Origin of the sequence: Miltoncostaea oceani, assembly GCF_018141545.1 — a bacterium.
GTDB classification, from domain to species: domain Bacteria; phylum Actinomycetota; class Thermoleophilia; order Miltoncostaeales; family Miltoncostaeaceae; genus Miltoncostaea; species Miltoncostaea oceani.
This window is the reverse complement of the sequence record NZ_CP064356.1, coordinates 246,735-267,532: the sequence shown is the minus strand read 5'-3', so window position 1 is coordinate 267,532 and position 20,798 is coordinate 246,735. Positions and strand designations below refer to the sequence as shown.

The window sequence follows — 20,798 nt, the reverse complement described above, 5'->3', positions numbered from 1 at the left end:
CGGGCCGGGTCTACATCTCGACGGTCCCGTGGTCGCCACCGGAGTAGCGCGTGCCCGTCGCCTTCGCCTTCGCGAAGCTGAAGAGGCTCGCGATGCGCCCGCCGGGCGTGTCCCAGTACTCGGCCGACTCGGCCTCGAGCCGCAGGAGCACGATGCCGGGGTCGTCGGGGCCCTCGGGGAACCAGGCCTCGACGCCGGCGTTCCAGAGGTCCCGCTTGCGGGCCTCGTCGACGATGACGCTCACGGCGCCGGTGAGCGAGACCCAGGTGCTGCTCGACTCGACGGCGACGTTCACCTGGGGGTTGGCCTGCACCTGCTCGACGAGGCGCGAGTCGCGCGCCGCGAAGAACCACAGGTCGCCGTCGAACTCGACCTCCTGGAGCGCCATCGGGCGGCTCATGAGGGTGCCGTCCTCGGCGGTGGTGGTCATCATCCCGAACCGCTTCCCCTGCAGCAGCCCCGCGACCTTGCGCACGTCGTCCCCGTGGTCCGTCATCTGCGTGGTTCCCTTCCCTCGCGTCCGGTCGCGGTGACGGTTCCCCACCGCGGGGGGCGCAAACGGGGACCCGCCGCCGCCGGCCCGGACCCCGCGCCGGGTCGGTGATCGCGAGACGCCGTCCCGCCATCCGGCACGCGCCGCCCGGGTGGTTGACGTGCCGGAGCCCGCGGAGCGACGGTCGCGGGGACGATGTCGGACCAGGAGGAGATCGACGTGTCGGCGGCTTCTCGGCCCGACGTGCGGAGGAGCCTCGCCGGGCTCGCGCTCGCGGCGGCCGCCCTCGGCGCGGCCACTCCCGCGCACGCCGCCGTGCCGGCGGCGGTGGAGCGCTATGCGCCGCACGTCCGCATCCACCCCGCCGAGACGACGCTCCCCACCGCCGCGCGCGACCTGGTGGCGGCCGCCGGGGTGCGCTGGCGCGGTTGCCGCTTCACGGCCGGCGTCCGGGTGGCGGATGCCCCGGCGGCCGGCGGTGTGCACGCCCGTGAGGCGGCGCTCGGCCGCGGGCGCCTGGCCCACCGGGTCGGCGTCGGTGCCCGGTGCCGGTACGTCGGGCGCCCCGTCGCGAGCAACCTCCTCAGCCGTCCCCTCCAGGGCGGACCGCTGCGTGCGCGCGGGGTGCCGCTCACGCAGGGGTTCGTGCTCGACCTCCCGGCGCGCGTGCGGAGGGGCCGCGCACCGGTCGCGGGCGAGGTCTCCGCGCCCATGTACTTCGAGTACGTCCCCGGCCGGGTCGTGACCTACTGGTTCCTGTCCGCCGACTCGGGCGTCGTCGTCGACGCGTTCGACGCCGTGCCGCCCGCGCTGGCCCAGGTGGCACCGCTCCTCGCGGGACGGCGGCTGCGCCTGCACGAGGGCGACTGGGAACGCGTCGCCGTCCGCCTCGACGCCACCGACCGGGCGGTCGAGATCGCCTACTACCAGCACGGCCGGCCGCGGGTGGAGCCGTGGGCGGCGGCGGCGGGCCGACTCGAGGACGGTGAGCACCCCGTCGTCTTCAGCGCCCTCGCGAGCCACGCGTCGTACCCCGAGGCCGGAGCCCACCGGTTCGCGGTCGCCACGGGCGGCGGGACACTCGCGGGGACGTACGACGCGACGGCCGACGGCGGTCTGCGGTGGCGGGGCGAGAGGCTGCTGCGCGATGCGCGCGCGGAGGGCTGGTACGGCTTCGGCGGGGCGTGGGGCGCTCCGGCCCCGCTCGGGGAGAGCACCGACCCCCGGCTGCGCGCGGCCCGCGACATCGGTCCGCTGGGTCCGGGCCCCCGGCGGGGCGTGGCCCCCTGCGGCTGGGGCGCGACGGACCGGGCCGGGCGGGTCGCGCCGTGCGACGTCCCCCTCGGAGCCGGGGAGCTGCCCGGGCTCTGAGCGGCCGGCGCGCCACTCGGCTCCGACGGATCCCGAATCCTTCGGGCTGACGCGGGGTAGTGGTGTCCGACACCCTCCAGAGGAGATGAGATGGACACCGCATTCAAGGTCGTCAGGGTCGTCGGGGAGTCGGCGGGTTCGATCGAGGACGCCGCCAAGGTGGCGCTGAAGACGTCGGCCGACCGCGTCCACGGGCTGACGTGGATCCAGATCGCCGACATCCGCGCGAACGTCAACGAGGACGGTGAGGTCGACCGGTGGCAGGTCACGGTCGACATCTCGTTCAAGGTGGACGGCCAGAAGGACTGACCGGGTGGACCACCGCCCCGCGACGCGGTCGCGGGGCGGTCCACTCCCCCTTCGCCGGGCGACCGGGTCAGGCCGTGGGCGCCGCCCGGCGGCGCCCGGCCCGCCGGAAGAGCCCGGCGGAGGCGACGAACAGGGCGATGAAGATCCCGTTGAGCCCCAGGATCTCCGCGAGGGACGCGGCGGGCTCCTCGTGGCGGCCGGCGGCGAGCGCGGTCACCGTGACCACCGCCTGCAGGCCGGCCATCGCGAGCAGCGTCCGCGCCATGCCCTCCGGCCGCAGCCGTGCGAGGGCGGCGCCGGCGACGCCGGCGGCGAGCACCCCGCCGTACATGAGGTCGATGGGGTCGCCGGTCTCGCCGACGACGCCCGCGGCGGCGGCGAGGACGACGAGCAGCAGGACCCCCACCAGGCCGAGGCCGACGGCGGACCGGTAGGCCGGGTCGCCCGGCCGGGTCGCGAACCGGTCGATGACGAGCCCCGCCCCCGTCAGCAGCACGGCCGCGGCGAGGAAGTCGAACGGCGCCCAGTCGACGCCGCCGTCGGTGAGCAGCATCGCCCCGGCGGGCAGCGACAGGAGGAGCGCGACGACGCCGAGGACGCGTGGCAGCGACCGGCGGACGCCCGCGGGCGTCGTGCGGTGCCGCCGCGACCACGACGTGTCGGCGGCGAGGCCGCGGACCATCCGCGACGCGATGCCGAGGGCGATGCGGCCGTCCCCGGTGCCGGCGGTCCGTTCGTGGGCGATGTGGTCGTGGAGGTCGGCGGCGATCTCGTCGGCCCGCCGGCGGGCGACGGGGGCGGGCAGGTCGCGGGTGTAGAACCGCACCCACCGCGCGACGAGGGCCGCCATGCGCTCGGGGGTCATGCCGGCTCCGCCGCGACGCGCGGCCGGGGCGCGGCGGACGCGCCCAGGTCCGCGAGGGAGCGCTCGGCGACCTGGGCGCCCGGTCCGGTGAGCTCGTAGAGGCGCCGGCGGGGGCGCCCCTGCGCGTCGGCGGGGTCCTCCCAGCGGGAGGTCAGCATCCCGAACTCCTCGAGCCGGGCGAGCGCCTTGTAGAGGGTCCCGTGGGCGGTCAGCGCCCGGGATCCGCGTTGCTCGCGCATCGTCTGGGCGAGGCCGAAGCCGTGGAATCCGGGGTGGCCGGCGCGGCGCATCGCGAGCGCGGCGCCGAGGATCTCGGTCTCGATGGGGAGGAGGGTCCCGGCGGTTCGTCGTGACATGGGCGAGACAATAGGAAGATGTCTTCCGATAAGTCAAGGGCCGGGGTTCGCACCCCCCTGGGCGGGCGTGCCGCCGCGGGTTATCCTGGCCGGGTGCCCGACGGACTCGCCCTCATCGGCTACGACGGTTCGGAGAGCGCGGACCGCGCGATCACCGCGGCGGCCGCCGTGCTCGGTCGGCGTCCGGCCCTGGTGGTGGTGGCGTGGGAGTCCGGGGCCGCGTACACGGCGTTCGCCGCCGCGACGATCCCGACCGCCACGATCGACTTCGGGGCGGCGGCGGCGGCGGACCAGGGGATGTTCGACGGCGCCCGCCACACGGCGGATCGCGGCGCGCTGCTGGCCACGGAGGCCGGCTTCTTCGCGGAGGGCCTGGCCGTCGCCGAGGACGGCGACGTCGCCGACGCGCTCGCACGCGTCGCAGCGGAACGCGACGCCGAGGTCATCGTCGTCGGCGCGCGCGGGCACGGGCTGGAGAGGCGCCTGCTGGGCAGCACGTCCCGCCGCCTGCTCGAGCGGTCCCCCTGCCCCGTGCTGGTGGTGCCCGCCCCCGGGGACTGAGTCCCGGGCGTCCCCATCCGGATGGGCAGTCCGTTCCTCGTCGTCGCAGCCGCCGCCACTCGGTGCGACGTGTCGGGCGCCGGACTCCCGTTCCGTCGGATCGGACCCGTGCCGGTCCGACGGCGACGCGGATGGCATCGCCTGTGAGAACTGAGGGCTTCTCGGCGTTCGTCGACGCGGCGAGGCGCTTCTGCGCGCTGATCGACGGAGCGCCGTACCCGGACAGGGACGACTTCGCCGCTCGGGCGGATCGGACGCTCGCCGATGTCCACGCCGCGGCGCTCCTGTTGGACGCCGAGTTCCACGACGGGCCGTCATCGCCCCCCATCTCCCACGAGGACTGGACCGCCCGGTTCGATGCTCTCAGCGAGACACTCGGCGACTGGTCGACGTACTGGTCCGTCTTCGAGATGGAGGGTCCCGAGGCGGGTGAGGCGATCGAGCACTTCCTTGATGACGATCTCGCCGACGTCTGGAGGGATCTCAAGGCGGGCCTCCTCGGACTCGACGCCGGCGTCGCTCCCGAGGTCGTGGCGTGGGAATGGCGCCTGGGCCACAGGATCCACTGGGGTCGTCATGCCGTCGAGGCGATCCGCGCGCTCCACGTCCGTCGGTTCGAGTGAGAGGCGGCAGACGCGGACGACGGCGAGGGCATCGCCCGCGAGGCGGGATGCCCGGGGGGCCCACCATCCCGTCGACGGAACGCCCCGTCGACGACGTCGCGTTCGAGTACCGCCTCCGTCCGGGGTGGGGGGGCGCGGGGTGGGCCGACGCGCGACTCGAGGTCGGCGGGAACGCAGTCGAGATGGGTCCGAGCTACGTCACCGACGCACTGGGGGACCTGCTCCGCGCCGTCCTCGCGCTCACGCAGGGTGCGGCTGACGTCTCCGTCTCCTGGGATGAGGAGGGCACCTGGGTCGTCTGGCGGTTCGCCCTCGACGCCGGGAACGTCCGCCTCCACGTCGACGTCCGCGGGCAGGACGGGCCCGCTGCCGAACGGCAGTTGTCCGGCGTCGTGCGCCGGGATGCCCTGGTGCGCGTCGTGGCGCGAGAGGCGCGTGCGGTCCTCGACGAGCACGGCGAGGAGGGTTACCTGCGCCGATGGAGCGACGAGTACCCGTTCCCCACGGCGGAGCTCCGTGCTCTCGACGCCTGGCGGGCCCAGGACCCCTGAACGGCCGTGCGCGTCGCGGGACCCGCGCCGCGCGCGCCGACTTCCCGGCACGCCGCGCAGCGTCGGCGGGATCACCGACAGGGAGCGAGCAGGCCCATGCCCCCGGCAAGAATCGAACTTGCGACACCAGGTTTAGGAAACCTCGGGGCCTTGCGGTCAGATACCACTGTCCATACGCCTTTCGGGGGTCTCCTCAATCTCCCGCAACGTCTCCCGCAAGGTCTCGGTGCCTGGAGCGGGATCGAAGACGGCGGCCGCATCATCGAGTTGGCTGTCCGACAGGAGGTGCGCGTAGACCTGCGCAGTGATGTTGGGATTGGCGTGCCCCAGTTGACGAGACACCACGATCAGCGGCACGCCACGCGCGAGCATCACCGACGCCGCGGTGTGGCGAAGCCCGTGGAAGGAGATGAGGGGGCGTCCCGAGGTGTCAAGCAGGCCGACTCGTACTAGAACGCGCGCCAGGGCCTGCCCTGGCGTTCCACTGTCCATCGGTCCGCCATCGAGCGCTGGCCAAACGTAGCCGTCTGCGGACGCTCCTCCCTCAACCACCGCGATGGCGTACCAACGGGCGAGGCGGGTCGCGAGCCCTGCGGAGATCGCGACTCGGCGCTCGCGACCGCTCTTGGGAGGGCCGACGATGCGACGAGGGGCGCCGCCGTCCCGGCCGACCTCCTGCCATACCGACCGCGCCACGAGGACTCGCCGAGCCGAGAAGTCGACGTCCGGCCAGCGGAGGCCGATCACCTCGCCACGTCGGAGCCCGGCTTCGCCCGCCATCCGGAGCATCGACTCCAGGTGGACTCTCCGGGTGCCATCGAAGAGGGCCGCGAGTTGGGCAGCGTCTAGGACACGCTCCGCGCGATGACGCTCTCGAGGCGCTTTCGGGAGCCGGAGCCCGGCGGCTGGGTTGTCTGAAATCCTTCCCCACTGGACGGCCAGATTCAGCATGACGCGCAGCGCCTCCAGCGCCTTCCCGGTAGCGTGCCGGCTCGAGGTGCCAAGCGTCTCCGCCAGCCAGACCTCGACGCGCTGCCGCGTGATCTCAGCAAGCTTGAGGTCCCCCAGCCCGGGGCTCACCCGAAGCCTGTAGGCCTCCTCCCGAACCGCCACCGTGGACGGTGCGAGCGTCGGCGCCTTCGCCCTCAGGTAGTCGCCCGCGAGGTCGTCGAGCGTTCCGGACTCGACGACCAGGGGAAGCTCGGGGCGTCCCTCACCGCGCAGCCGGTCGCGTTCGGCCCGAGCACGGCTAACCGTCCCGCTGACCGTGAGAAGGCGAGTCGCTCCGGGACGAGTGCCGGGTACGACGATCTGAAACGAGCAGCTGCAGCGGCGACCCGGTCGGCGATCGACCGAGGAGGCACAAGCGACCCGGTGGGCGCGGTAGATGCCGGGCTCGATCGTCTCGCGCCACCCTCGTCGGGCATTCACGTCCGCCACCACCCGGGAGTGAGCGGCTTCTTCGGCGGGCTCGGCCGCCGAATGGCCGCGATCGACCGCGCGGCTGACCGGGCGCCCTCGCCGTCACTCGCCCTGCTGCGGGCCTCGCGCTGGCGGTGCTCAAAGGCCTCGAGGTCGTCCCACCGCACGACGAGCCGCCCGGCGACGAGGAAACCTCCGGCATCATCCATGAGACGCCGAGCCGCCCTGCGATCGCGGATGCGATAGCGCTGCATCACGGCCGCCACGTCGAGCACTCCTGGCGGCTCGCCGGTCACGGCGCGTACCCAACGAGCCGCGCGCCGATGTGGATGTGGTTCCAGTGGTTGCCGCCCACGTAGGTGCGCCACAGGAGCTGGAAGCGGATCCCGCAGCGCTCCACGTTGAGGACTCCGCCTGTGCTGCCCCAGTTCGCGTAGCCCGGTCCGCCGATCGCGCTGGCGATCCTCGAGGCGAGGGCGTCTCCGGCCGGAGGCGTCGTTCCGAGGTCGTTGGCAAAGCACTTCGCGCAGCCGACCCAATGGTCGGAGGTGCCGCCGCTCGCGGTCATCTGGCGCGTGCGCTTCGCGCTCGTCACCGGCAACCCCGTGAGCCTGGCCAGGGCCTCAACGGGGCGCTCGGTTCCGCCCCACGGTCCGACCGGGCAGAGCGCCGCCTGCCCATCGCTGACGGCGGGCACGAATGCGATCGAGGCCCTCGGATCGCCGCCCATGTCCTTGTAGTAGCGGCCGACGGCGTCGACCCAGGCCGAGTTGAGACCGGCTGGGTCGTTGGCGGCGCCGAGCGGCGCCCAGACTGGCTGGATTGCCGCCAGGGTGTCGCGACCGCGAGCGGTGTACCCCTGCGCGAGGCCGCGCGCGACGGTTGCGATGTTCTCCTGCCAGCTCGGGAAGGCGATCGCCGGCCCCCAGCCGAACGCGTTGTGGATCGCGGCTCCCGATCCCGCGGTCCCGAGAACCGACTCGTGCATCGCGATTGCGACCAGCGCACGCGGGTCGATGCCGTTGCGCTCCCCCTCGCTCACGAAGATCGCGCCGAGACCGACCAGCGGCGAGCCCGGAACCTGCTGAGCCATCCAGGCGTCGAGGGTGGCGGCGTCGGCCGTTGACGCACCCGTGGAGCCGCCGGGGCCTGAGAGTCCAAGAAGCGCGATCACCGGAAGCCCGACGACCAGCGACAGGAGCGCGGTGACGCCTGCTCCGGCGATCGCCAACGGCCGCGGAAGACTCTGGCCGGTGGAGCTCATTTCGCCGAGGATCCCTTGGCCCGCGGCCGGCGGCGGGCGGGCTTTGCGGAGGGCGCCTCGCTCGCTCCCGCCGGCTGGACCTCGAGCGGAGGCTCCATCACCGACTGGACCTCGACCACCGGCCTCCACGGGGGCAGGGCCTCCAGCGACCCGGCCCCCAGGCGGCGCGACACCTCGGCGGCCGCCGCCACCACCGCGCGCGCCACCTCGTCGATCATCTCGTCAGGAAGGCGACTCGCCGGGGCCCCCACCCCGATCGCCGCCACCACCGTGCCGGTGTGGTCGCGCACCGCCGCGCCGATCGAGCGACGGTCCTCGTGGAACTCGCCGTCCTCGAGGGCGTAGCCGCGCTCCTTGGCGCCAGCCAGATCCGCGACAAGCCGATCCCGGTCGGTGATCGTCCTGGTCGTCCAGGGCGCGAGCACGAGCTCTGCGAGCGCATCGTCACCGGCGCCTGATCTCATCTCCGCGATGATCGCCTTGCCGAGGGCAGTGGCGTGTGCCGGAAATGCACGCCCAAGTGCGCGATCGGTGCCACGGAAGTGATCGACGAAGACCGCCCGCCCGCCCGAGAGCACCGCGATCAGGCCGCCGAAGCCGGTCGTCTCCTGCAGTGTCGCCAGGGGCGGACGGAACTCGTCCCATGGATGCAGCGAGGCGATCGCGTATCCCCCAAGCTCGGCGAGGCGGATCCCCAAACGCCAGGCGCCAGAAACCGGCCCGCGCTCGACGACGCCCGCCACCTCCAGGTGGCGAAGGAGCTTGTTGGCGTACTCCTCCGAGAGCCCGAGCTCTTGGGCGATCGCTGAAAGGCTGAGCTCGGTCCGATCCGGCGGCCGAAAGAGGTCGAGCACCGAGAGGGCGTATTGGAGCTGGCGCACGCGGCCGGCGCGGGGAAAGCGGGACTCGGTCATCGCATGACCCTCCGGCCCCGGGTCTCTAGGGGGCGCGTCGCCTCTCGTACCGGATCCGGTCCTGTGGCTCGTCGGCGCGCATGTGCTCGACGAGCTCCTCGCGCGAGAAGCGCCAGCGCGGGCCCTCGTGCCATCCGGGCAGACGCCCCTGGTTGGCTTCGCTTCGCACCGTCCACTCCTTCACCCGAAGGAACTCGGCGGCCTGCTCGGAGTCCATCCCTGCCGCCGCGGCGCCCGTGTGCATCTCGAAGGGGGAGCGCGGAAAGGGGTCGTCCTCCGCCCCGCTCGCGGCAACAGCCCGGAGCCCCCGGGCCTCGGCCACTGCGTCGCGCAGAAAGCGCCACTCCTTGCCGATCCGCCGGGCGGGGATGCGGCCTGCCTTCGCCCCACGCTGGACCGTCTCGATGTTCAGCTCGAGCCAGGCGGCCACCTCGCTGGCGGTAAGCACCTCGTTCGCCGGTGTCTGCGCCATGAGGGTCATTCTGACCGACCGGCGGGGCTTGCGGAGAACCGCGGTGGGAAGATTTCATAGCTTGTGCGTTCCGCTCTTGGGTGGCTATCATCAGTTTGCCGCACTCAGTCAACCGATCATAGGGAGACGGCGGCGATATGGCAAACGAGGATGGCGGAGTGGATCGAGGCGACCCGGCCCGGGAGCGCGTGGGGGCCGACCCTGCTCGCCCTATCCCCGACGAGCCCGAGGAACTGGCGAGCGACCTGCCGGCGCCCCCGACCTGGGGGCCGGCCATCGGAGCCGGCGGTGAGACCCTTGGCCCGAACCCCGACCTCGTCCCGCTCGATGCCGAGAGCCGACAGCGTCCCTCGCCTGCACCTGCGGCCTCCGGATCGGGCCCTCGACGCCGGCCTGGCCGATCGCAGAGCCGATCGACGCCCAGGGGGGGTGATTCTCATCGCCCTCGCCCCTCTATACGTATACCGAGCCTCGGCGCGGTCGTGGCCACGGGAGCGCTGGCGGGGCTCCTCGGGCTTGCGGTCCTCACCGTGGTGGTGCTCTTCTCCTTCGGTGGGAACGCCCCCGCCGCTCATGACGATGCGAAGGTTGTGGCGATGAGCGTGCCCGCGCGAACGATCCTGGATGTCGCAGAGAGGACGGCAGCCTTCGCCAAGCGCGAGGCGCGCGTCCGCGAGGCCGCCCGTGAGCGGCAGCGGGCCGAGGCTCGCCACGCGCGCGAGGTCGCGCGACGTCGGGCGCGCGAGCGTGAGCGCGCCCCCGCGCAGAGCGGCGCTGTGCAGACGACACAGGTCGTGTCTCCCCCGCCCGTATCGACGCCCAGCCGCGCGCCGGCCCCGACGGTGTCGCCGGCCGAGCGCGAGTTCACCCCCGGCCCCTGGAACCTCAGCTGATGCGGCGCGCGAGCCTCAGGGGAGCGCTCGGCCTCGGCGTGCTCGCCGCCGCGGGTGCTCTTGGCTCCTCGCCGGCGCTTGCGACCGACGGGAGCCTCTACAGCTACGCGATCGAGGCCGTGGCTGCCCAGGCGGTTCCCGACGGCCAGTGCTCGGTGGCGCAGACCGGCGCGAGCTTCGGGGTGACCTGCCCGCCCATGGGCACCTCGTTCACAGGGGCCAAGTGGCAGATCGACATGCGTACGCCGGTGCCGGGCTCCGTGATCGAGGCTCTCAGCTGGCGCGCAGTGCGCTTCCATCAGACGGCCACCTCGATCGCCCAGCAGGTGCTCGCCGACGGCGCCCTCGCCTGGCAGGTGGCCGAGTCGGACATCCCGCGAAGCCCCTCTCAGCCAAAGGCCTACCAGATCGGAATGAGGGCCCAGACCGCCTCGCTTCGCCTCTGGCAGACCGAGGCGCGCCAGCAGCCCAATCGCGTCTGGACCTTCCTCGATCCGACGATCCTCGTGCGCGACATCGAGGCGCCATCCGCGCGCTGGACGAACGTGCCAGGTGACTGGGTCACCGGTAACCAGACGCAGGTCGAGTGGCAGGCTGCCGACAACTTCGGCTCCGACGGCATCGGCCAGCAGCGGATCGGCATCGGCGGGCGCGGCCTCTACGCCGCGGCGCCCGGACAGGGCTCGCAGTCGGCCCGCCTCAACCTGGCGGGGATACCCGACGGCCTACAGACGCTCCGCCTCGAGGTCGACGGCGATGGCACCGGCTCAGCGGCCTTCCAGGACGCGACCCTGCGCATCGATCGCACCCCGCCCTCGGCGAGCATCGCCCTCATCGGCCTGCCCGCCGACGGCGTGCGGGCGACGGTCTCGGTCGCCGACGCCACGAGCGGGGTGCACGACTGGACCCTGCGCGCCCGCGGAGCGGATGGGCCGACTGTCGCATCGTCGACCACCGGCGGCGAGACGCGGGACCTCGACTTGTCGGCGTACGCCGCGCCCGGCGAGACGATCCGCTTCGTCCTGAGCGCGAGCGACAACGCCGGGCTCTCACGCGAGGTCACCTCAGCCCTGGTCACCCGCCCGAGCGCGGCGATCGGCGGGGCCCAGGCGACCACGATCGTCGGAGGAGACGGGCCCCTTGGTGAACCCGGGCGGATAGAGGCGAGCGGGGTGCCGCTGCCCGACTTCTCGCGCATCGAGGCTCGGGCCATCCGCTCCAACCAGACGCGCAGCTACAGCCGCAGCGGTCGCCTGCTCGTGCCGCTGATCGCGGGAACCTACTCGCAACCGCTGAGGATCTCGGGGCGCTTCCTCCACCCGAATGGGCGGGGCCTGCGCCGCGCGACGGTCTACCTGCTCGATCCGGAGGGCTTCTCCCACGGGACCACGCTCACAGATCGTCGTGGGCGCTTCACGTTCCAGGTGCGCCCACGCCAGAGCGGAACGTGGCGCGCGATTGCGCTCGGGCGCCCGTTGGCAATCGCGCCCGCAGTGATTCAGCTTCGGCCGCTGGTCACGGCCCGGATTGGAGCACGCTCGATCGCCCCCGGCGAGACCCTCCGGATTTCGGGCGCGATCGCTCCCCGGGACGCCGGTCGCGGCAAGCTGGTGAAGCTCGAGTGGCGCCAGGGGGGCACCTGGCGACCCCTGGCTCTCGCCACTGCCGATCGGCGGGGCCGCTACGTGCTGACCTATCAGTTCAGCGCGCACGCAGGTGCCTTCACGATCCCGCTGCGAGTCGTAGTTCCCCGGGATATAGGTTGGCCGTTTCTGCCCGCTGTAGCCACCCGCGTCGACGTCCGAGTGGGCTGAGCCGCAACGAACCGCAGCCCGTTCGGTTCCAACGCCTCACGCGCGGCCTCGGCGATGGAGGGCCGAGACCCACGGTAAGGTTGACCGATGGCTGGTCGTGAGCTCAAGGCGCTGTTTCGCGCCTACCGTGAGGGTGACCAACTCGCGTTTCGGCGCGCGGCGCAGGAGATCATCGAAGAGGAAGAGGCGAAGCACCATACGGTGCTGGCGCGGGATCTCCGAGCGCTCCTGACTGTCGGCGGCGGATCTTCCACGGTCGCGCCGGAGGTCGTCTTGCCAGAACCTCCACGGGATCGCGAGGGCGAGTGGCCGCTGGCGGAGGTCCGGCACGCCGAGCGATCGCTGGATGACCTCGTGCTCACCGGTGATCTAGTCGATCGCCTGCGATTGCTCTCCGAGGAGTACAGAAGGTGGGACGAGATTGACCGGCGCGGAATCCCGCGACGGCAGCGCGTTCTGTTTCACGGGCCGCCAGGGTGCGGAAAGACAAGCGCGGCCGAAGCCTTGGCGACTGAAATGGGACTGCCGCTGGTTGTGGTCCGCATCGATGCCGTCGTCTCGAGCTACCTCGGGGAGACGGCGTCCAATCTGCATCGAATCTTCGACTTCGTAAGCCAGGGCTCGTGGGTACTGCTATTCGATGAGTTCGACGCGCTCGGAAAGGCGCGAGACGATCCAAGCGAGCATGGCGAGATTAAACGCGTGATCACGGCGTTTTTGCAGATGATCGACGCGTTCCATGGACCGAGTCTGCTCATCGCCGCTACGAACCATGAGCAGCTTCTCGACTCGGCCCTGTGGCGACGATTCGATGAAGTACTGTCGTTCCCGCTTGCGACGGTGCACCAGAGCCGGCGCCTGCTCCGCCAGCGACTCCGTTCGATCAAGCACCGCGATCTTGACATCGACGGGAGTGCTTCGCGGCTGAAAGGAAAGCCTCACTCCGCCGTGGAGAAAGTCGCATGGGACGCGGTGCGTTTCTCTGTCTTGGAGCACCGAGACACCGTCGAACAGAACGATCTCGACCGGGCTGTCCGAGACGCCCTCAGCAGACCCTGGTAGGGCATGAGTGATCACTTGGTGCTGCCCATGCCCGTGCACCTCGAGAGCCGACGGGCAGGTGGAGGCGGCGGGGATCGGCCTAAACCTTCTCCGGGCGCCCATGGCCGCAAGCTCTCTGGAGAGCTCGCCCGCGCTGTGGAGGCCCAGCGCGCCGCGAGGAGCATCGAGGGCGTAGATCCCGCTTACGTCTTCAAGATCCGTGCTCTCGGGCCGCTGAAGGAGAGCGCCCTCGGCACAAGCGGGCTCCAGTTTCTTGGCGACACCACGGCATGGACTTACTTCGTGCTCGCCCCTGGTGATGAGCCCGCATTGCTCGAGGCGAATCTCGCCGCCTACACCGCGGCCGGACGAGATAGGTCTAACGCGCCACAACGGTCGCTTTTCGAGTCGATAGACGAGTTCCTGCCGTATGACCGCACCGACCGTCGCGGTCCCGGCGTGCCCGAGGACGGTGACGAAGCGGGCGCACCATGGGTTGTCGATGTGATCGTGTGGCCATCACCCGACGGTGCGACGGCGCGCGCGCGGATCGGAGACGTGCAGACGGTCATCTCGCTTCATGGCGCGACGATCCTCGGGGCCGATGAGCGGGCCAGATACTCGGTCGTTCGCGCACGCGTCGGCCGGCAGTGCTTGGACGACTTGCTCGACCTGACTGTCGTAGAGCGGATTCGCCGCCCTCCGACCCCACGTCTGGAGCCCTCGGACTGGCGAAACGCTGACGTTGAAACCCTGCCGACCGCCTCCCTCGAGCCGATGGCCCCAGTCGGACTCATCGACGACGGGGTGATGGATCACCCCCTACTCCCGAGCGAGGTGGTCGTCTCGCGGAGCGCGATCCCGGCTGGCCACTCGTGGCAACCGGCAAGCGACCATGGAACGCTCGTCGCGGGCATTCTGGCCTACGACGATCTCGAAGGGGCCCTCGCTGGTGAGGTCCCATGGGTCGCCCACGCGCCAATCCACAGCGTTCGGGTACTTGAGCCCGACCCTCGCGACGCGAGCCGAACGCGCTTCCCGACAGACCTCCCGGTCCACATGGTCGTCGAGCAGGCAATCCGGCAGCTACACGACGAACATCACGTCCGGGTCTTCAACCTGTCCATAGCCGACGACTCCCCCTACAGCGGCCCGCATGTCAGCACCTGGACCGAGAGCCTCGACGATCTCGCGCGGGAGCTCGACATAGTCATCGTCGTCGCGGCCGGTAATCACACTCCCCGTGATCTGCCGCCGGGCACCGACCTGTGCAGCGCATACCCGGGATTCCTTCTGGCGGACGACGCACGGGTGGCCGAGCCGGGGGTCGCTGCCAACGTGCTCACGGTTGGCAGCATCGCCCACTCCGACGCCCCGCAGACGATCACGGGCACCTCAAGGCCGGGCGACCGAGCCGTCGCCGAGGTCGGGCAAGCGTCGCCGTTCACTCGTACCGGCCCAGGCGTTGCCGGAGCAACCAAACCCGACGTCGTCGAGCGAGGGGGCAACTGGGTCCTTAATGACCTCGGTACGCGCCGGGATCGCGACTACGGGGTCAGCGTTCTCTCTCTCGCTAGGCGAGATGGACAGCTGTTTGGCATCGCGAACGGAACGAGCTTTGCCGCTCCTCGCGTCGCCCGCATCGCTGCTCAGGTTCTCAAGCGCTATCCGGGGGCAAGCGCCAACCTCGTACGGGCCCTAATCGGCGCCGCGGCTCTCCCGATCACCCGATCAGCGGGTCTCGATGATGACGATTTGCGTCGGGTCGCCGGCTACGGGCGCCCAATCGCGTCGCGCGTGATGGAGAGCGGAGCGCGGCGAGTAGCGATGACCTTCGAGGGTTCCCTCGACGCCGACACCGCCGTCATCCACCCTGTTCCCATCCCGCCCGAGTTCGCGCGAGGGGCGACCGCTCGGACTATCACGGTGGCGCTCGCCTTCGACCCAGACGTCCGGCGGACTCGTCGGGAGTACCTCTCGAGCCACATGAGCTTCGATCTCGTTCGAGCGATGACTTTGGACGATATTCGCGAAACGTGGCAGCGCCAGCCCGCTGAGAGAGAGGCGCGCCGCGCGCTCCCGCGCGACCGGCGACGGCCCACGCTGGTACCGGGTCAACAGGCGAGCAACGACAGCACCCTCCAAGTGCGATCGCTGAGAACCAGTCGCCTCGACGTCGACGATGGCGAGACCTACTACGTGGTCCTTCGTCACATCTCCTCGCCATGGCTCGTCCAGGCGGAGCGCTACGCGCTAGTCGTGACTCTGGAAGACGAGGCGCGACAGGACATCGACCTGTACGCGAGCTTGCAACTCCTCCTCCCCACGAGGGTGCGTTTGCAGCCGTAGCTGCGGGGGCGCGAGCTGCGGCAGGACCGCCGGTTGTGCAATCCAATGCCCGGTGGCGGTTTCGGCCCTTCGGATTCGGCGAGCGAGCCCGAGGCCCCCGGCGCCAATGGGGGTCGTGTCTGTGCTTGCCGCGGTACGAGCCCCGGCCCCGATCCCGGGCGACCTCCCGACCCGAGGGCCCACGGTGCCGGGCGCCAACGCGACAGGACCGTCGCTGGACCTTGACCGGAGGCGGACTCGACCGAGCGCACCAGCGGTCCGTACCAGTCTCGGTTGCGTCCGGCGGCAAGGCACGCTTTAGTTTGCTACGGATAGTCAACAGACTCTTCCTATCCCTAGTGGCCAGCAGGGCTAAGGCGAGCCAACGGAAGGAGCGGCTCTTTGCCGGCGTTGAGACTAGGCCTCGCTCTACAGGTGTCCGCCACGCCCGACCCCTCCGGTCTTCCGGGACAAGCCAAGCTCCAGAAGCTCGTTGATGGTCTTTACTCCTGGTCGCTGATCCTGATCCTCGCGGCGCTGGTCGTAGCGGCCATCGCGTGGGCCTGGGGCGCGCAGTCGAACCATCACGGCGCCACGTCCGGCGGCCGGCGCGGCGTCCTCATCGCGGCGGGGGCGGGCCTACTGGTCGGAATGGCTCCGCAGATCGTGAATTTCTTCTACGGCATAGGGCGGCAGTAGCCCGTGCCCTCCTCTATCCGCTCCGGCGCCCGAGTCCTCGGCACCCGCAGGGACCGCCGTGCCCGCCGGCGGATACCCGCAGCGCTTGGAGGCGCCTTGCTGCTCTTCGCGCTCGGCCTCGCAGCGGGCCGCATCAGTGCTCCGGGCCAGAGCGGAACAGACGCCCGACGCCCCGCCTCGTCCCTCTCGCCGCTCCCGGGCGCCCCTTCTCCTCCGACTGGGGCGACGCGTCCGCTCGCAGCGCACACGCGCGAAGGCGCTGCCCGATCGGCCGCTCGGGCGCTGTCGTCGCTCGCCGACCCTCGCCTGATCGCGAGTCGACGGGCTCGCCGCGTCGCTGTCGCAGCATTTGCTCGGCCGGCATATCGCGCGCAGCTCGACCCGCTCTTCGACCGGACCTATGACTACCTGGGCCGGACCCTGGGCTCTGTTGCCCGGCGCGACATCGTCCTCGCGATGACGCCCCTTGGCTATCGGGTGGAAGCGTATTCAGGGCGTCGGGCTACGGTGGCGGTCTGGCAGGTGACGCTCCTAGCGGCGTCGGAGCGTCCCCCGATCGCGGCATGGTCGACGAGCCGCGCGGAGCTCGCATGGTCGCGCGGGAGCTGGAGAGTGGAGCGCTTTGGCACCGACGTGCCGGGTCCGGTCCCGAGCGTCACGGCTCCGGCGACGACCGAAGCGCCGGGCGACTTCGTCGCGGCGGCCCAGGGCTTCTCCCCCTTCGCCCCGTGACCGCATCGAGACATCGCTCGGCGAGCGTCTGCCTGTTGGCTCTCGTCATCGCGACGGGGCTCCCCCTCCTGAGTCCCCCTCCTCGCGCCGAGGCGGTGGACCTTCCCGGGCCCTGCGATGTCCCGGGCGTCAGCGTCCTGTGCAGCGCGGCCGGCGACGCGGCTGGTGCCGCGGCGGGCGCGGCCGGCGACGCGGTACTCGGTCAGCTGACGAGCTGGGTCGGCGAGGGGGCCTCCTGGCTCCTGCTCCAGGTCGCTGACGCGATCGACTCGACCACCTCGGTCAACCTCTCGGCCTCCTGGTTCCAGAGCCACTACGCCTTCATGTTCCAGGCGGGCGCGATCCTGCTGCTGCCCCTCCTGCTCCTCACCGTGCTGCAGGTCTTGATTCGTCAGGATGGGGGGCTCCTCATCCGCGTCGGGCTCCTACATCTCCCCGCGGCGATGCTCCTTACGGGGCTCGCCGTGAGCGTCACGCAAACCGCGCTCGCGGTCACTGATGCCCTCTCGGCCGAGCTCACGGCTGGAGTGGCCAACGACACCCACGCGCTGGCCAGCACGCTCACCCAGGCGAGCGCCGTCGGCGGGCCGGTCCCGCTCTTTGCGTCCTTCCTGATGGCACTGGTGATGGCGCTCGCGGCGATCTTCGTCTGGTTCGAGCTGATCCTGCGCGCCGGGGTGGTCTACGTGGCGGTGATGTTCCTGCCGCTCTTCCTCGCGACGATGATCTGGCCGGCGCTCTCGGGCTGGGTGCGGCGCCTCGTGCAACTGATCGTCGCGGCGATCCTCTCCAAGCTCGTGATCGTGGCGACGCTGTCGCTCGGCCTCTCGGCGCTCACCTCGGGCGACGGGCCCTCAGCTGTCCTCGCCGGAGCGGGGATGTTCCTGCTGTCGGCCTTCTCGCCCTTCGTGCTCTTCTCGCTCATCCCGCTCGCGGCCGAGATCGCGCAGCCCCAGCGCGAGGCCAGCCACGCCGTGGCCACGACGACCGGGACCTCCCTCGCGTGGAACGTGGCCCGCACGCGCATGTCCTTCGGCGCAGTGGGAACGGGCGCCGGGGCGTTCGCGCTCGGCGCAGGGGCGATGGGTGGCGCGTCTGGTGGCGGCGGGTCCGGCGGCAGCGGATCCGGCCCCACCGGTGGTGGCGGTGGCGCGGCTTCCGTGTCGCCCGGAGGAGCGCCCGGCGGCGGCTCGATGCCGACTGGCTCCCGTCCGCCCGCCGGGGGCCAGGTGCCCACCGTCGCAGCCACGGCAGCCAGCCCGGCCCAGCCCTCGGGAGCCCCCACCTCGCGACCGGCTCCCTCGCCGCCCGAGCGACGTCGACCGGCCGGGCCGCCGCCCGGTGCGCAGTTGCCCCTCCGAGGCGCCGATGGCGCCTGAGCCCACTCGCTACCGCTTCGGGCCGATCGAGCCCGGGGGCGCCATCGGCGGCCTCGGCTGGAGCCAGATCGCCTGCGTCGCGCTCGGGCTCGTCGGCCTGGTCGTCTGCCTCAACGTCGCGGCCACCACCGCCGGCGCTCTCGCAGGACTGTCCGTTGCCGGATCCGGCCTTGCGAGCGCCTTCCTGCGCCTCGGCGGTCGCCCGCCGATCGCCTGGGCAGCGATCGCGACGGGCTTCGCCAGCCGGCGCGCGACCGGCGGCCATCGCCACCTCTCCCGGGCACCGACGCGCGGGCGCGGGTTGGGCCAGGACGAGGATCTCGACCTCCCGGAGAGCCTCACCGGGCTTCGGATCCTCTCGGCCCGGGCCTCGCGCGGCGAGGTCGGGATCGCCCACGAGGGCTCCACCTGGACGGCGGTCCTCGCGGTCGAGGGCGGCGCCTTCGCGCTGCTCGAGGTCGACGACAAGGAGCGTCGGCTTGCGCGCTGGGGCTCGGTGCTGTCCGGCTTCGCCCGCCCGGGCAGCCCGGTAAGCCGTCTGGCCTGGATCGATCGCACGGTTACCCAGCCCGTCGATGAGCTCGGGCGCTACCTGCGTGACGGCCTCACCCTCCCCGCCTCGCACCCGGGCGTTCGCTCCTACCTCGAACTGCTCGACGAGGCCGGGCCCGCCGGTCGCCAGCACGAGACCTTCCTCGCCCTCCAGATCGACACTCGCCGCGCCTCGGGGGCCATTCGTCGCGCCGGCGGCGGCGAAGCGGGGGCGGTCACGGTCCTGATGCGGGAGCTGACGGCCCTCTCCGAGCATCTGCTGCGGGCCGAGGTCGTGGTGCGCGGTGCGCTCAGCCCGCGTCTGCTCGCCCGGGCGATTCGTCTCGGCTTCTGCCCGGACGACCGCCCGCGTCTCGACCGCCTCGGTGGCGGCGATCCTGAGCGCGCCGGAACCGCGCCGGCGAACGCCGGGCCGATGGCGGCCGAGGAGTCTTGGCGCCACTACCGAAGCGATGACGCCCTGCACTCCACCTACTGGATCGCCGAGTGGCCCCGGGTCGAGGTCGGCGCCGATTTCCTGCTGCCGTTCCTGCTCGGCGGCGCCACCCGGCGCACGGTCGCCGTGGTGATGGAGCCGCTTGACCCGGCGCGCGCGCTCCGCTCGGCCGAGAACGCCCGCACCAACGAGATCTCCGACGACGAGCTGCGCGCGCGGATGGGCTTCCTCGCCACCGCCCGGCGCAGGCGTCAGCAGCAGGCGCTCCTCGAGCGCGAGCAGGAGCTCGCCGAGGGTCACTCGGGGGTCCGCTTCTCGGGCTACGTCACGGTCTCCGCCTCACGAGAGGACGAGCTCGCCGCGGCGACGGCGGAGATCGAGCAGTCGGCCCAGATGGCGCGCCTCGAGCTGCGGCCGCTCCTTGGTGAGCAGGCGATCGGGTTCACCTACACCCTGCCCCTCTGCCGAGGGCTGCGATGAGGGGGCGGCCCCGCCACCCGGCCCATCAGCTGACGAGCGCCCACCTGCAGGCCGCCTACCCCTTCATGGGCGAGGGCGGACTCGGTGGGCGCGGGGTCTACATCGGGCGCGACGTCTACTCAGGCGCGAGCTTCTGCTTCGACCCGTGGGTGCTCTACGAGCAGGGCGTGCTCACCGGGCCGTCGGCCCTTGTCGCCGGGCAGGTCGGTCGCGGCAAGTCGGCGCTGGTGAAGACCTACCTCGCCCGCCAGGCGCTGTTCGGCCGACGAGCGGTGGTGATCGACCCGAAGGGCGAGTACGGGCCGCTGGCGGAGTGGTTCGGCAGCCGGCCGATCCGCTTGGTCCCCGGCGGCGAGGTCCGGCTCAACCCACTCGATGCCGCAGGGGGCCGCGAGGAACGGGTCGCGCTGCTGGGGGCCTTGGTCGCGGGATCGCTGCGGCGAGCCCTGGAGCCCCAAGAGCACACGGCTCTTGACCTCGCCTACCGGGCAGCCGCCGCCGGCGGAGCGCCGACCCTTCCCGCCGTCCAGCACCACCTGCTGCATCCGGCCGCCGAGGCCGCGACCTCGATCGCGGTCGGGGCGGAGGACCTCGCCACCTACGGGCGTGGATGCGCCTTGGAGCTGCGCCGCCTCTGTGAGGGTGACCTGCACGGGATGTTCGACGGCCCGACCAGCGAGGGCGTCGAGCTCGATGCGCCGATCGTGGTGCTCGATCTCTCGTCCCTACATGGCTCGCCGGCGATGGGGGTGCTGATGGTCTGCGTGAGCGCATGGCTGTCGGGGCGCCTAGTGCGAGGCGATGGACTGAAGCGACTCGTGGTGCTCGACGAGGGCTGGGCGGTTCTGGCCGACCCGGCTGCGGCGACCTTCCTTCAGCGCTCGTGGAAGCTCGCGCGCTCCTACGGGGTGGCCAACATGCTGGTGGTCCATCGCCTCTCGGACCTGGCGGCCGCAGGCGATGTCGGATCGCGCGAGGCGAAGATCGCCCAGGGCCTGCTGTCGGACTCGGAGACCCGGATCATCCTCGCCCAGAGCCCGGCCGATCTGGAGGCGACCCGTGAGATGGTCGGGCTCACCGGCACCGAGGTCGACCACGTGGCGACCCTGCCCCGGGGTGTCGCCCTCTGGAAGGTCGGCGAGCGCTCCTTCGTCGTCGAGCACCGGCTCTCCCGAGCCGAGCGCGCCCTCGTCGACACCGACGCGCGTATGCGTGTCTCGGCGTGACCCAATCAACCCAGAGA

At 71.8% G+C, this 20,798-nt stretch carries 22 protein-coding genes; 14 read left to right on the top strand and 8 right to left on the bottom strand.

Annotated features, from left to right (window positions below):
- Window positions 1-10: 10 nt before the first annotated feature.
- Entirely contained in the window at window positions 11-496 is a 486-nt protein-coding gene (locus tag IU369_RS01285; protein WP_217922755.1) for a pyridoxamine 5'-phosphate oxidase family protein, read from the bottom strand.
- Window positions 497-688: 192 nt separating this feature from the next.
- Between IU369_RS01285 and IU369_RS01280 the strand changes: the two genes are divergently transcribed.
- Together IU369_RS01280 and IU369_RS01275 are read left to right on the top strand one after the other, a co-directional pair.
- Window positions 689-1,864, top strand: coding sequence for a hypothetical protein (locus tag IU369_RS01280; RefSeq protein ID WP_217922754.1), 1,176 nt, complete (start codon window positions 689-691; stop codon window positions 1,862-1,864).
- 90 nt (window positions 1,865-1,954) lie between these two features.
- Window positions 1,955-2,173: a dodecin family protein gene (locus IU369_RS01275; protein WP_217922753.1), complete on the top strand. Its 219-nt coding sequence runs from the start codon at window positions 1,955-1,957 to the stop codon at window positions 2,171-2,173.
- 67 nt (window positions 2,174-2,240) lie between these two features.
- Here the strand turns inward: IU369_RS01275 and IU369_RS01270 are convergent, their stop codons facing one another.
- Together IU369_RS01270 and IU369_RS01265 are read right to left on the bottom strand one after the other, a co-directional pair.
- Window positions 2,241-3,038: a hypothetical protein gene (locus IU369_RS01270; protein WP_217922752.1), complete on the bottom strand. Its 798-nt coding sequence runs from the start codon at window positions 3,036-3,038 to the stop codon at window positions 2,241-2,243.
- Window positions 3,035-3,394 (bottom strand): PadR family transcriptional regulator, encoded by a 360-nt coding sequence (locus IU369_RS01265; RefSeq protein WP_217922751.1) that lies wholly within the window; start codon window positions 3,392-3,394, stop codon window positions 3,035-3,037. The genes IU369_RS01270 and IU369_RS01265 overlap by 4 nt, the downstream gene beginning before the upstream one ends.
- A 93-nt stretch (window positions 3,395-3,487) precedes the next feature.
- Here IU369_RS01265 and IU369_RS01260 point away from each other — a divergent pair, with 93 nt between their 5' ends.
- The 3 genes from IU369_RS01260 (at window position 3,488) to IU369_RS01250 (ending at window position 5,129) form a co-directional block, all read left to right on the top strand.
- Window positions 3,488-3,955, top strand: a complete 468-nt coding sequence (locus tag IU369_RS01260; RefSeq protein WP_217922750.1) for a universal stress protein — start codon at window positions 3,488-3,490, stop codon at window positions 3,953-3,955.
- A 143-nt stretch (window positions 3,956-4,098) separates the two neighbouring features.
- Window positions 4,099-4,578: a DUF5063 domain-containing protein gene (locus IU369_RS01255; protein WP_217922749.1), complete on the top strand. Its 480-nt coding sequence runs from the start codon at window positions 4,099-4,101 to the stop codon at window positions 4,576-4,578.
- Between the two features lie 47 nt (window positions 4,579-4,625).
- A complete protein-coding gene (locus tag IU369_RS01250; RefSeq protein ID WP_217922748.1) occupies window positions 4,626-5,129 on the top strand; it encodes a hypothetical protein in 504 nt (167 codons plus the stop codon).
- Window positions 5,130-5,285: 156 nt separating this feature from the next.
- On the opposite strand, the gene IU369_RS01245 is transcribed toward IU369_RS01250, so the two are convergent.
- From IU369_RS01245 to IU369_RS01225, 5 genes are read right to left on the bottom strand one after another with little or no spacing between them, the layout of a single operon-like run.
- On the bottom strand, window positions 5,286-6,569 hold the full coding sequence (locus IU369_RS01245) for a tyrosine-type recombinase/integrase (protein ID WP_217922747.1): 1,284 nt from the start codon (window positions 6,567-6,569) through the stop codon (window positions 5,286-5,288).
- Window positions 6,557-6,826 carry a hypothetical protein gene (locus tag IU369_RS01240; RefSeq protein ID WP_217922746.1) on the bottom strand — a complete coding sequence of 90 codons (270 nt, stop codon included), beginning with the start codon at window positions 6,824-6,826 and terminating at the stop codon, window positions 6,557-6,559. Before IU369_RS01240 ends, IU369_RS01245 begins: the two co-directional genes overlap by 13 nt.
- Before the next feature lie 17 nt (window positions 6,827-6,843).
- Window positions 6,844-7,815: a glucosaminidase domain-containing protein gene (locus IU369_RS01235; RefSeq protein ID WP_217922745.1), complete on the bottom strand. Its 972-nt coding sequence runs from the start codon at window positions 7,813-7,815 to the stop codon at window positions 6,844-6,846.
- Window positions 7,812-8,729, bottom strand: coding sequence for an IclR family transcriptional regulator (locus IU369_RS01230; protein WP_217922744.1), 918 nt, complete (start codon window positions 8,727-8,729; stop codon window positions 7,812-7,814). Before IU369_RS01230 ends, IU369_RS01235 begins: the two co-directional genes overlap by 4 nt.
- Before the next feature lie 25 nt (window positions 8,730-8,754).
- Entirely contained in the window at window positions 8,755-9,201 is a 447-nt protein-coding gene (locus IU369_RS01225) for a helix-turn-helix domain-containing protein (RefSeq protein WP_217922743.1), read from the bottom strand.
- Between the two features lie 482 nt (window positions 9,202-9,683).
- On the opposite strand from IU369_RS01225, the gene IU369_RS01220 reads away from it, so the two are divergent.
- The 9 genes from IU369_RS01220 (at window position 9,684) to IU369_RS01180 (ending at window position 20,781) form a co-directional block, all read left to right on the top strand.
- The gene (locus IU369_RS01220) at window positions 9,684-10,094 is read left to right on the top strand and encodes a hypothetical protein (RefSeq protein ID WP_217922742.1); all 411 of its coding nucleotides are present in this window, start codon (window positions 9,684-9,686) and stop codon (window positions 10,092-10,094) included.
- A gap of 38 nt (window positions 10,095-10,132) precedes the next feature.
- On the top strand, window positions 10,133-11,908 hold the full coding sequence (locus IU369_RS01215) for a hypothetical protein (RefSeq protein ID WP_217922741.1): 1,776 nt from the start codon (window positions 10,133-10,135) through the stop codon (window positions 11,906-11,908).
- An 87-nt stretch (window positions 11,909-11,995) separates the two neighbouring features.
- Window positions 11,996-12,970, top strand: coding sequence for an AAA family ATPase (locus IU369_RS01210; protein WP_217922740.1), 975 nt, complete (start codon window positions 11,996-11,998; stop codon window positions 12,968-12,970).
- Between the two features lie 135 nt (window positions 12,971-13,105).
- On the top strand, window positions 13,106-15,298 hold the full coding sequence (locus tag IU369_RS01205; RefSeq protein WP_217922739.1) for a S8 family peptidase: 2,193 nt from the start codon (window positions 13,106-13,108) through the stop codon (window positions 15,296-15,298).
- Between the two features lie 414 nt (window positions 15,299-15,712).
- Window positions 15,713-15,976 carry a DUF6112 family protein gene (locus tag IU369_RS01200; RefSeq protein ID WP_217922738.1) on the top strand — a complete coding sequence of 88 codons (264 nt, stop codon included), beginning with the start codon at window positions 15,713-15,715 and terminating at the stop codon, window positions 15,974-15,976.
- 522 nt (window positions 15,977-16,498) lie between these two features.
- A complete protein-coding gene (locus IU369_RS01195) occupies window positions 16,499-16,708 on the top strand; it encodes a hypothetical protein (RefSeq protein WP_217922737.1) in 210 nt (69 codons plus the stop codon).
- Between the two features lie 35 nt (window positions 16,709-16,743).
- Window positions 16,744-18,087 carry a hypothetical protein gene (locus IU369_RS01190; RefSeq protein ID WP_217922736.1) on the top strand — a complete coding sequence of 448 codons (1,344 nt, stop codon included), beginning with the start codon at window positions 16,744-16,746 and terminating at the stop codon, window positions 18,085-18,087.
- On the top strand, window positions 18,077-19,555 hold the full coding sequence (locus IU369_RS01185) for an SCO6880 family protein (protein ID WP_217922735.1): 1,479 nt from the start codon (window positions 18,077-18,079) through the stop codon (window positions 19,553-19,555). Before IU369_RS01190 ends, IU369_RS01185 begins: the two co-directional genes overlap by 11 nt.
- Complete coding sequence (locus tag IU369_RS01180; protein ID WP_217922734.1) at window positions 19,552-20,781, top strand: VirB4 family type IV secretion system protein; 1,230 nt, start codon at window positions 19,552-19,554, stop codon at window positions 20,779-20,781. Before IU369_RS01185 ends, IU369_RS01180 begins: the two co-directional genes overlap by 4 nt.
- Window positions 20,782-20,798 lie beyond the last annotated feature (17 nt).

Coding starts and splice junctions, on each gene's coding strand:
- IU369_RS01270 (WP_217922752.1), bottom strand. CDS start 3,038: ATGACCCCCGAGCGCATGGCGGCCCTCGTCGCGCGGTGGGTGCGGTTC.
- IU369_RS01185 (WP_217922735.1), top strand. CDS start 18,077: ATGGCGCCTGAGCCCACTCGCTACCGCTTCGGGCCGATCGAGCCCGGG.
- IU369_RS01275 (WP_217922753.1), top strand. CDS start 1,955: ATGGACACCGCATTCAAGGTCGTCAGGGTCGTCGGGGAGTCGGCGGGT.
- IU369_RS01285 (WP_217922755.1), bottom strand. CDS start 496: ATGACGGACCACGGGGACGACGTGCGCAAGGTCGCGGGGCTGCTGCAG.
- IU369_RS01225 (WP_217922743.1), bottom strand. CDS start 9,201: ATGGCGCAGACACCGGCGAACGAGGTGCTTACCGCCAGCGAGGTGGCC.
- IU369_RS01230 (WP_217922744.1), bottom strand. CDS start 8,729: ATGACCGAGTCCCGCTTTCCCCGCGCCGGCCGCGTGCGCCAGCTCCAA.
- IU369_RS01250 (WP_217922748.1), top strand. CDS start 4,626: ATGCCCGGGGGGCCCACCATCCCGTCGACGGAACGCCCCGTCGACGAC.
- IU369_RS01235 (WP_217922745.1), bottom strand. CDS start 7,815: ATGAGCTCCACCGGCCAGAGTCTTCCGCGGCCGTTGGCGATCGCCGGA.
- IU369_RS01280 (WP_217922754.1), top strand. CDS start 689: ATGTCGGACCAGGAGGAGATCGACGTGTCGGCGGCTTCTCGGCCCGAC.
- IU369_RS01265 (WP_217922751.1), bottom strand. CDS start 3,394: ATGTCACGACGAACCGCCGGGACCCTCCTCCCCATCGAGACCGAGATC.
- IU369_RS01210 (WP_217922740.1), top strand. CDS start 11,996: ATGGCTGGTCGTGAGCTCAAGGCGCTGTTTCGCGCCTACCGTGAGGGT.
- IU369_RS01180 (WP_217922734.1), top strand. CDS start 19,552: ATGAGGGGGCGGCCCCGCCACCCGGCCCATCAGCTGACGAGCGCCCAC.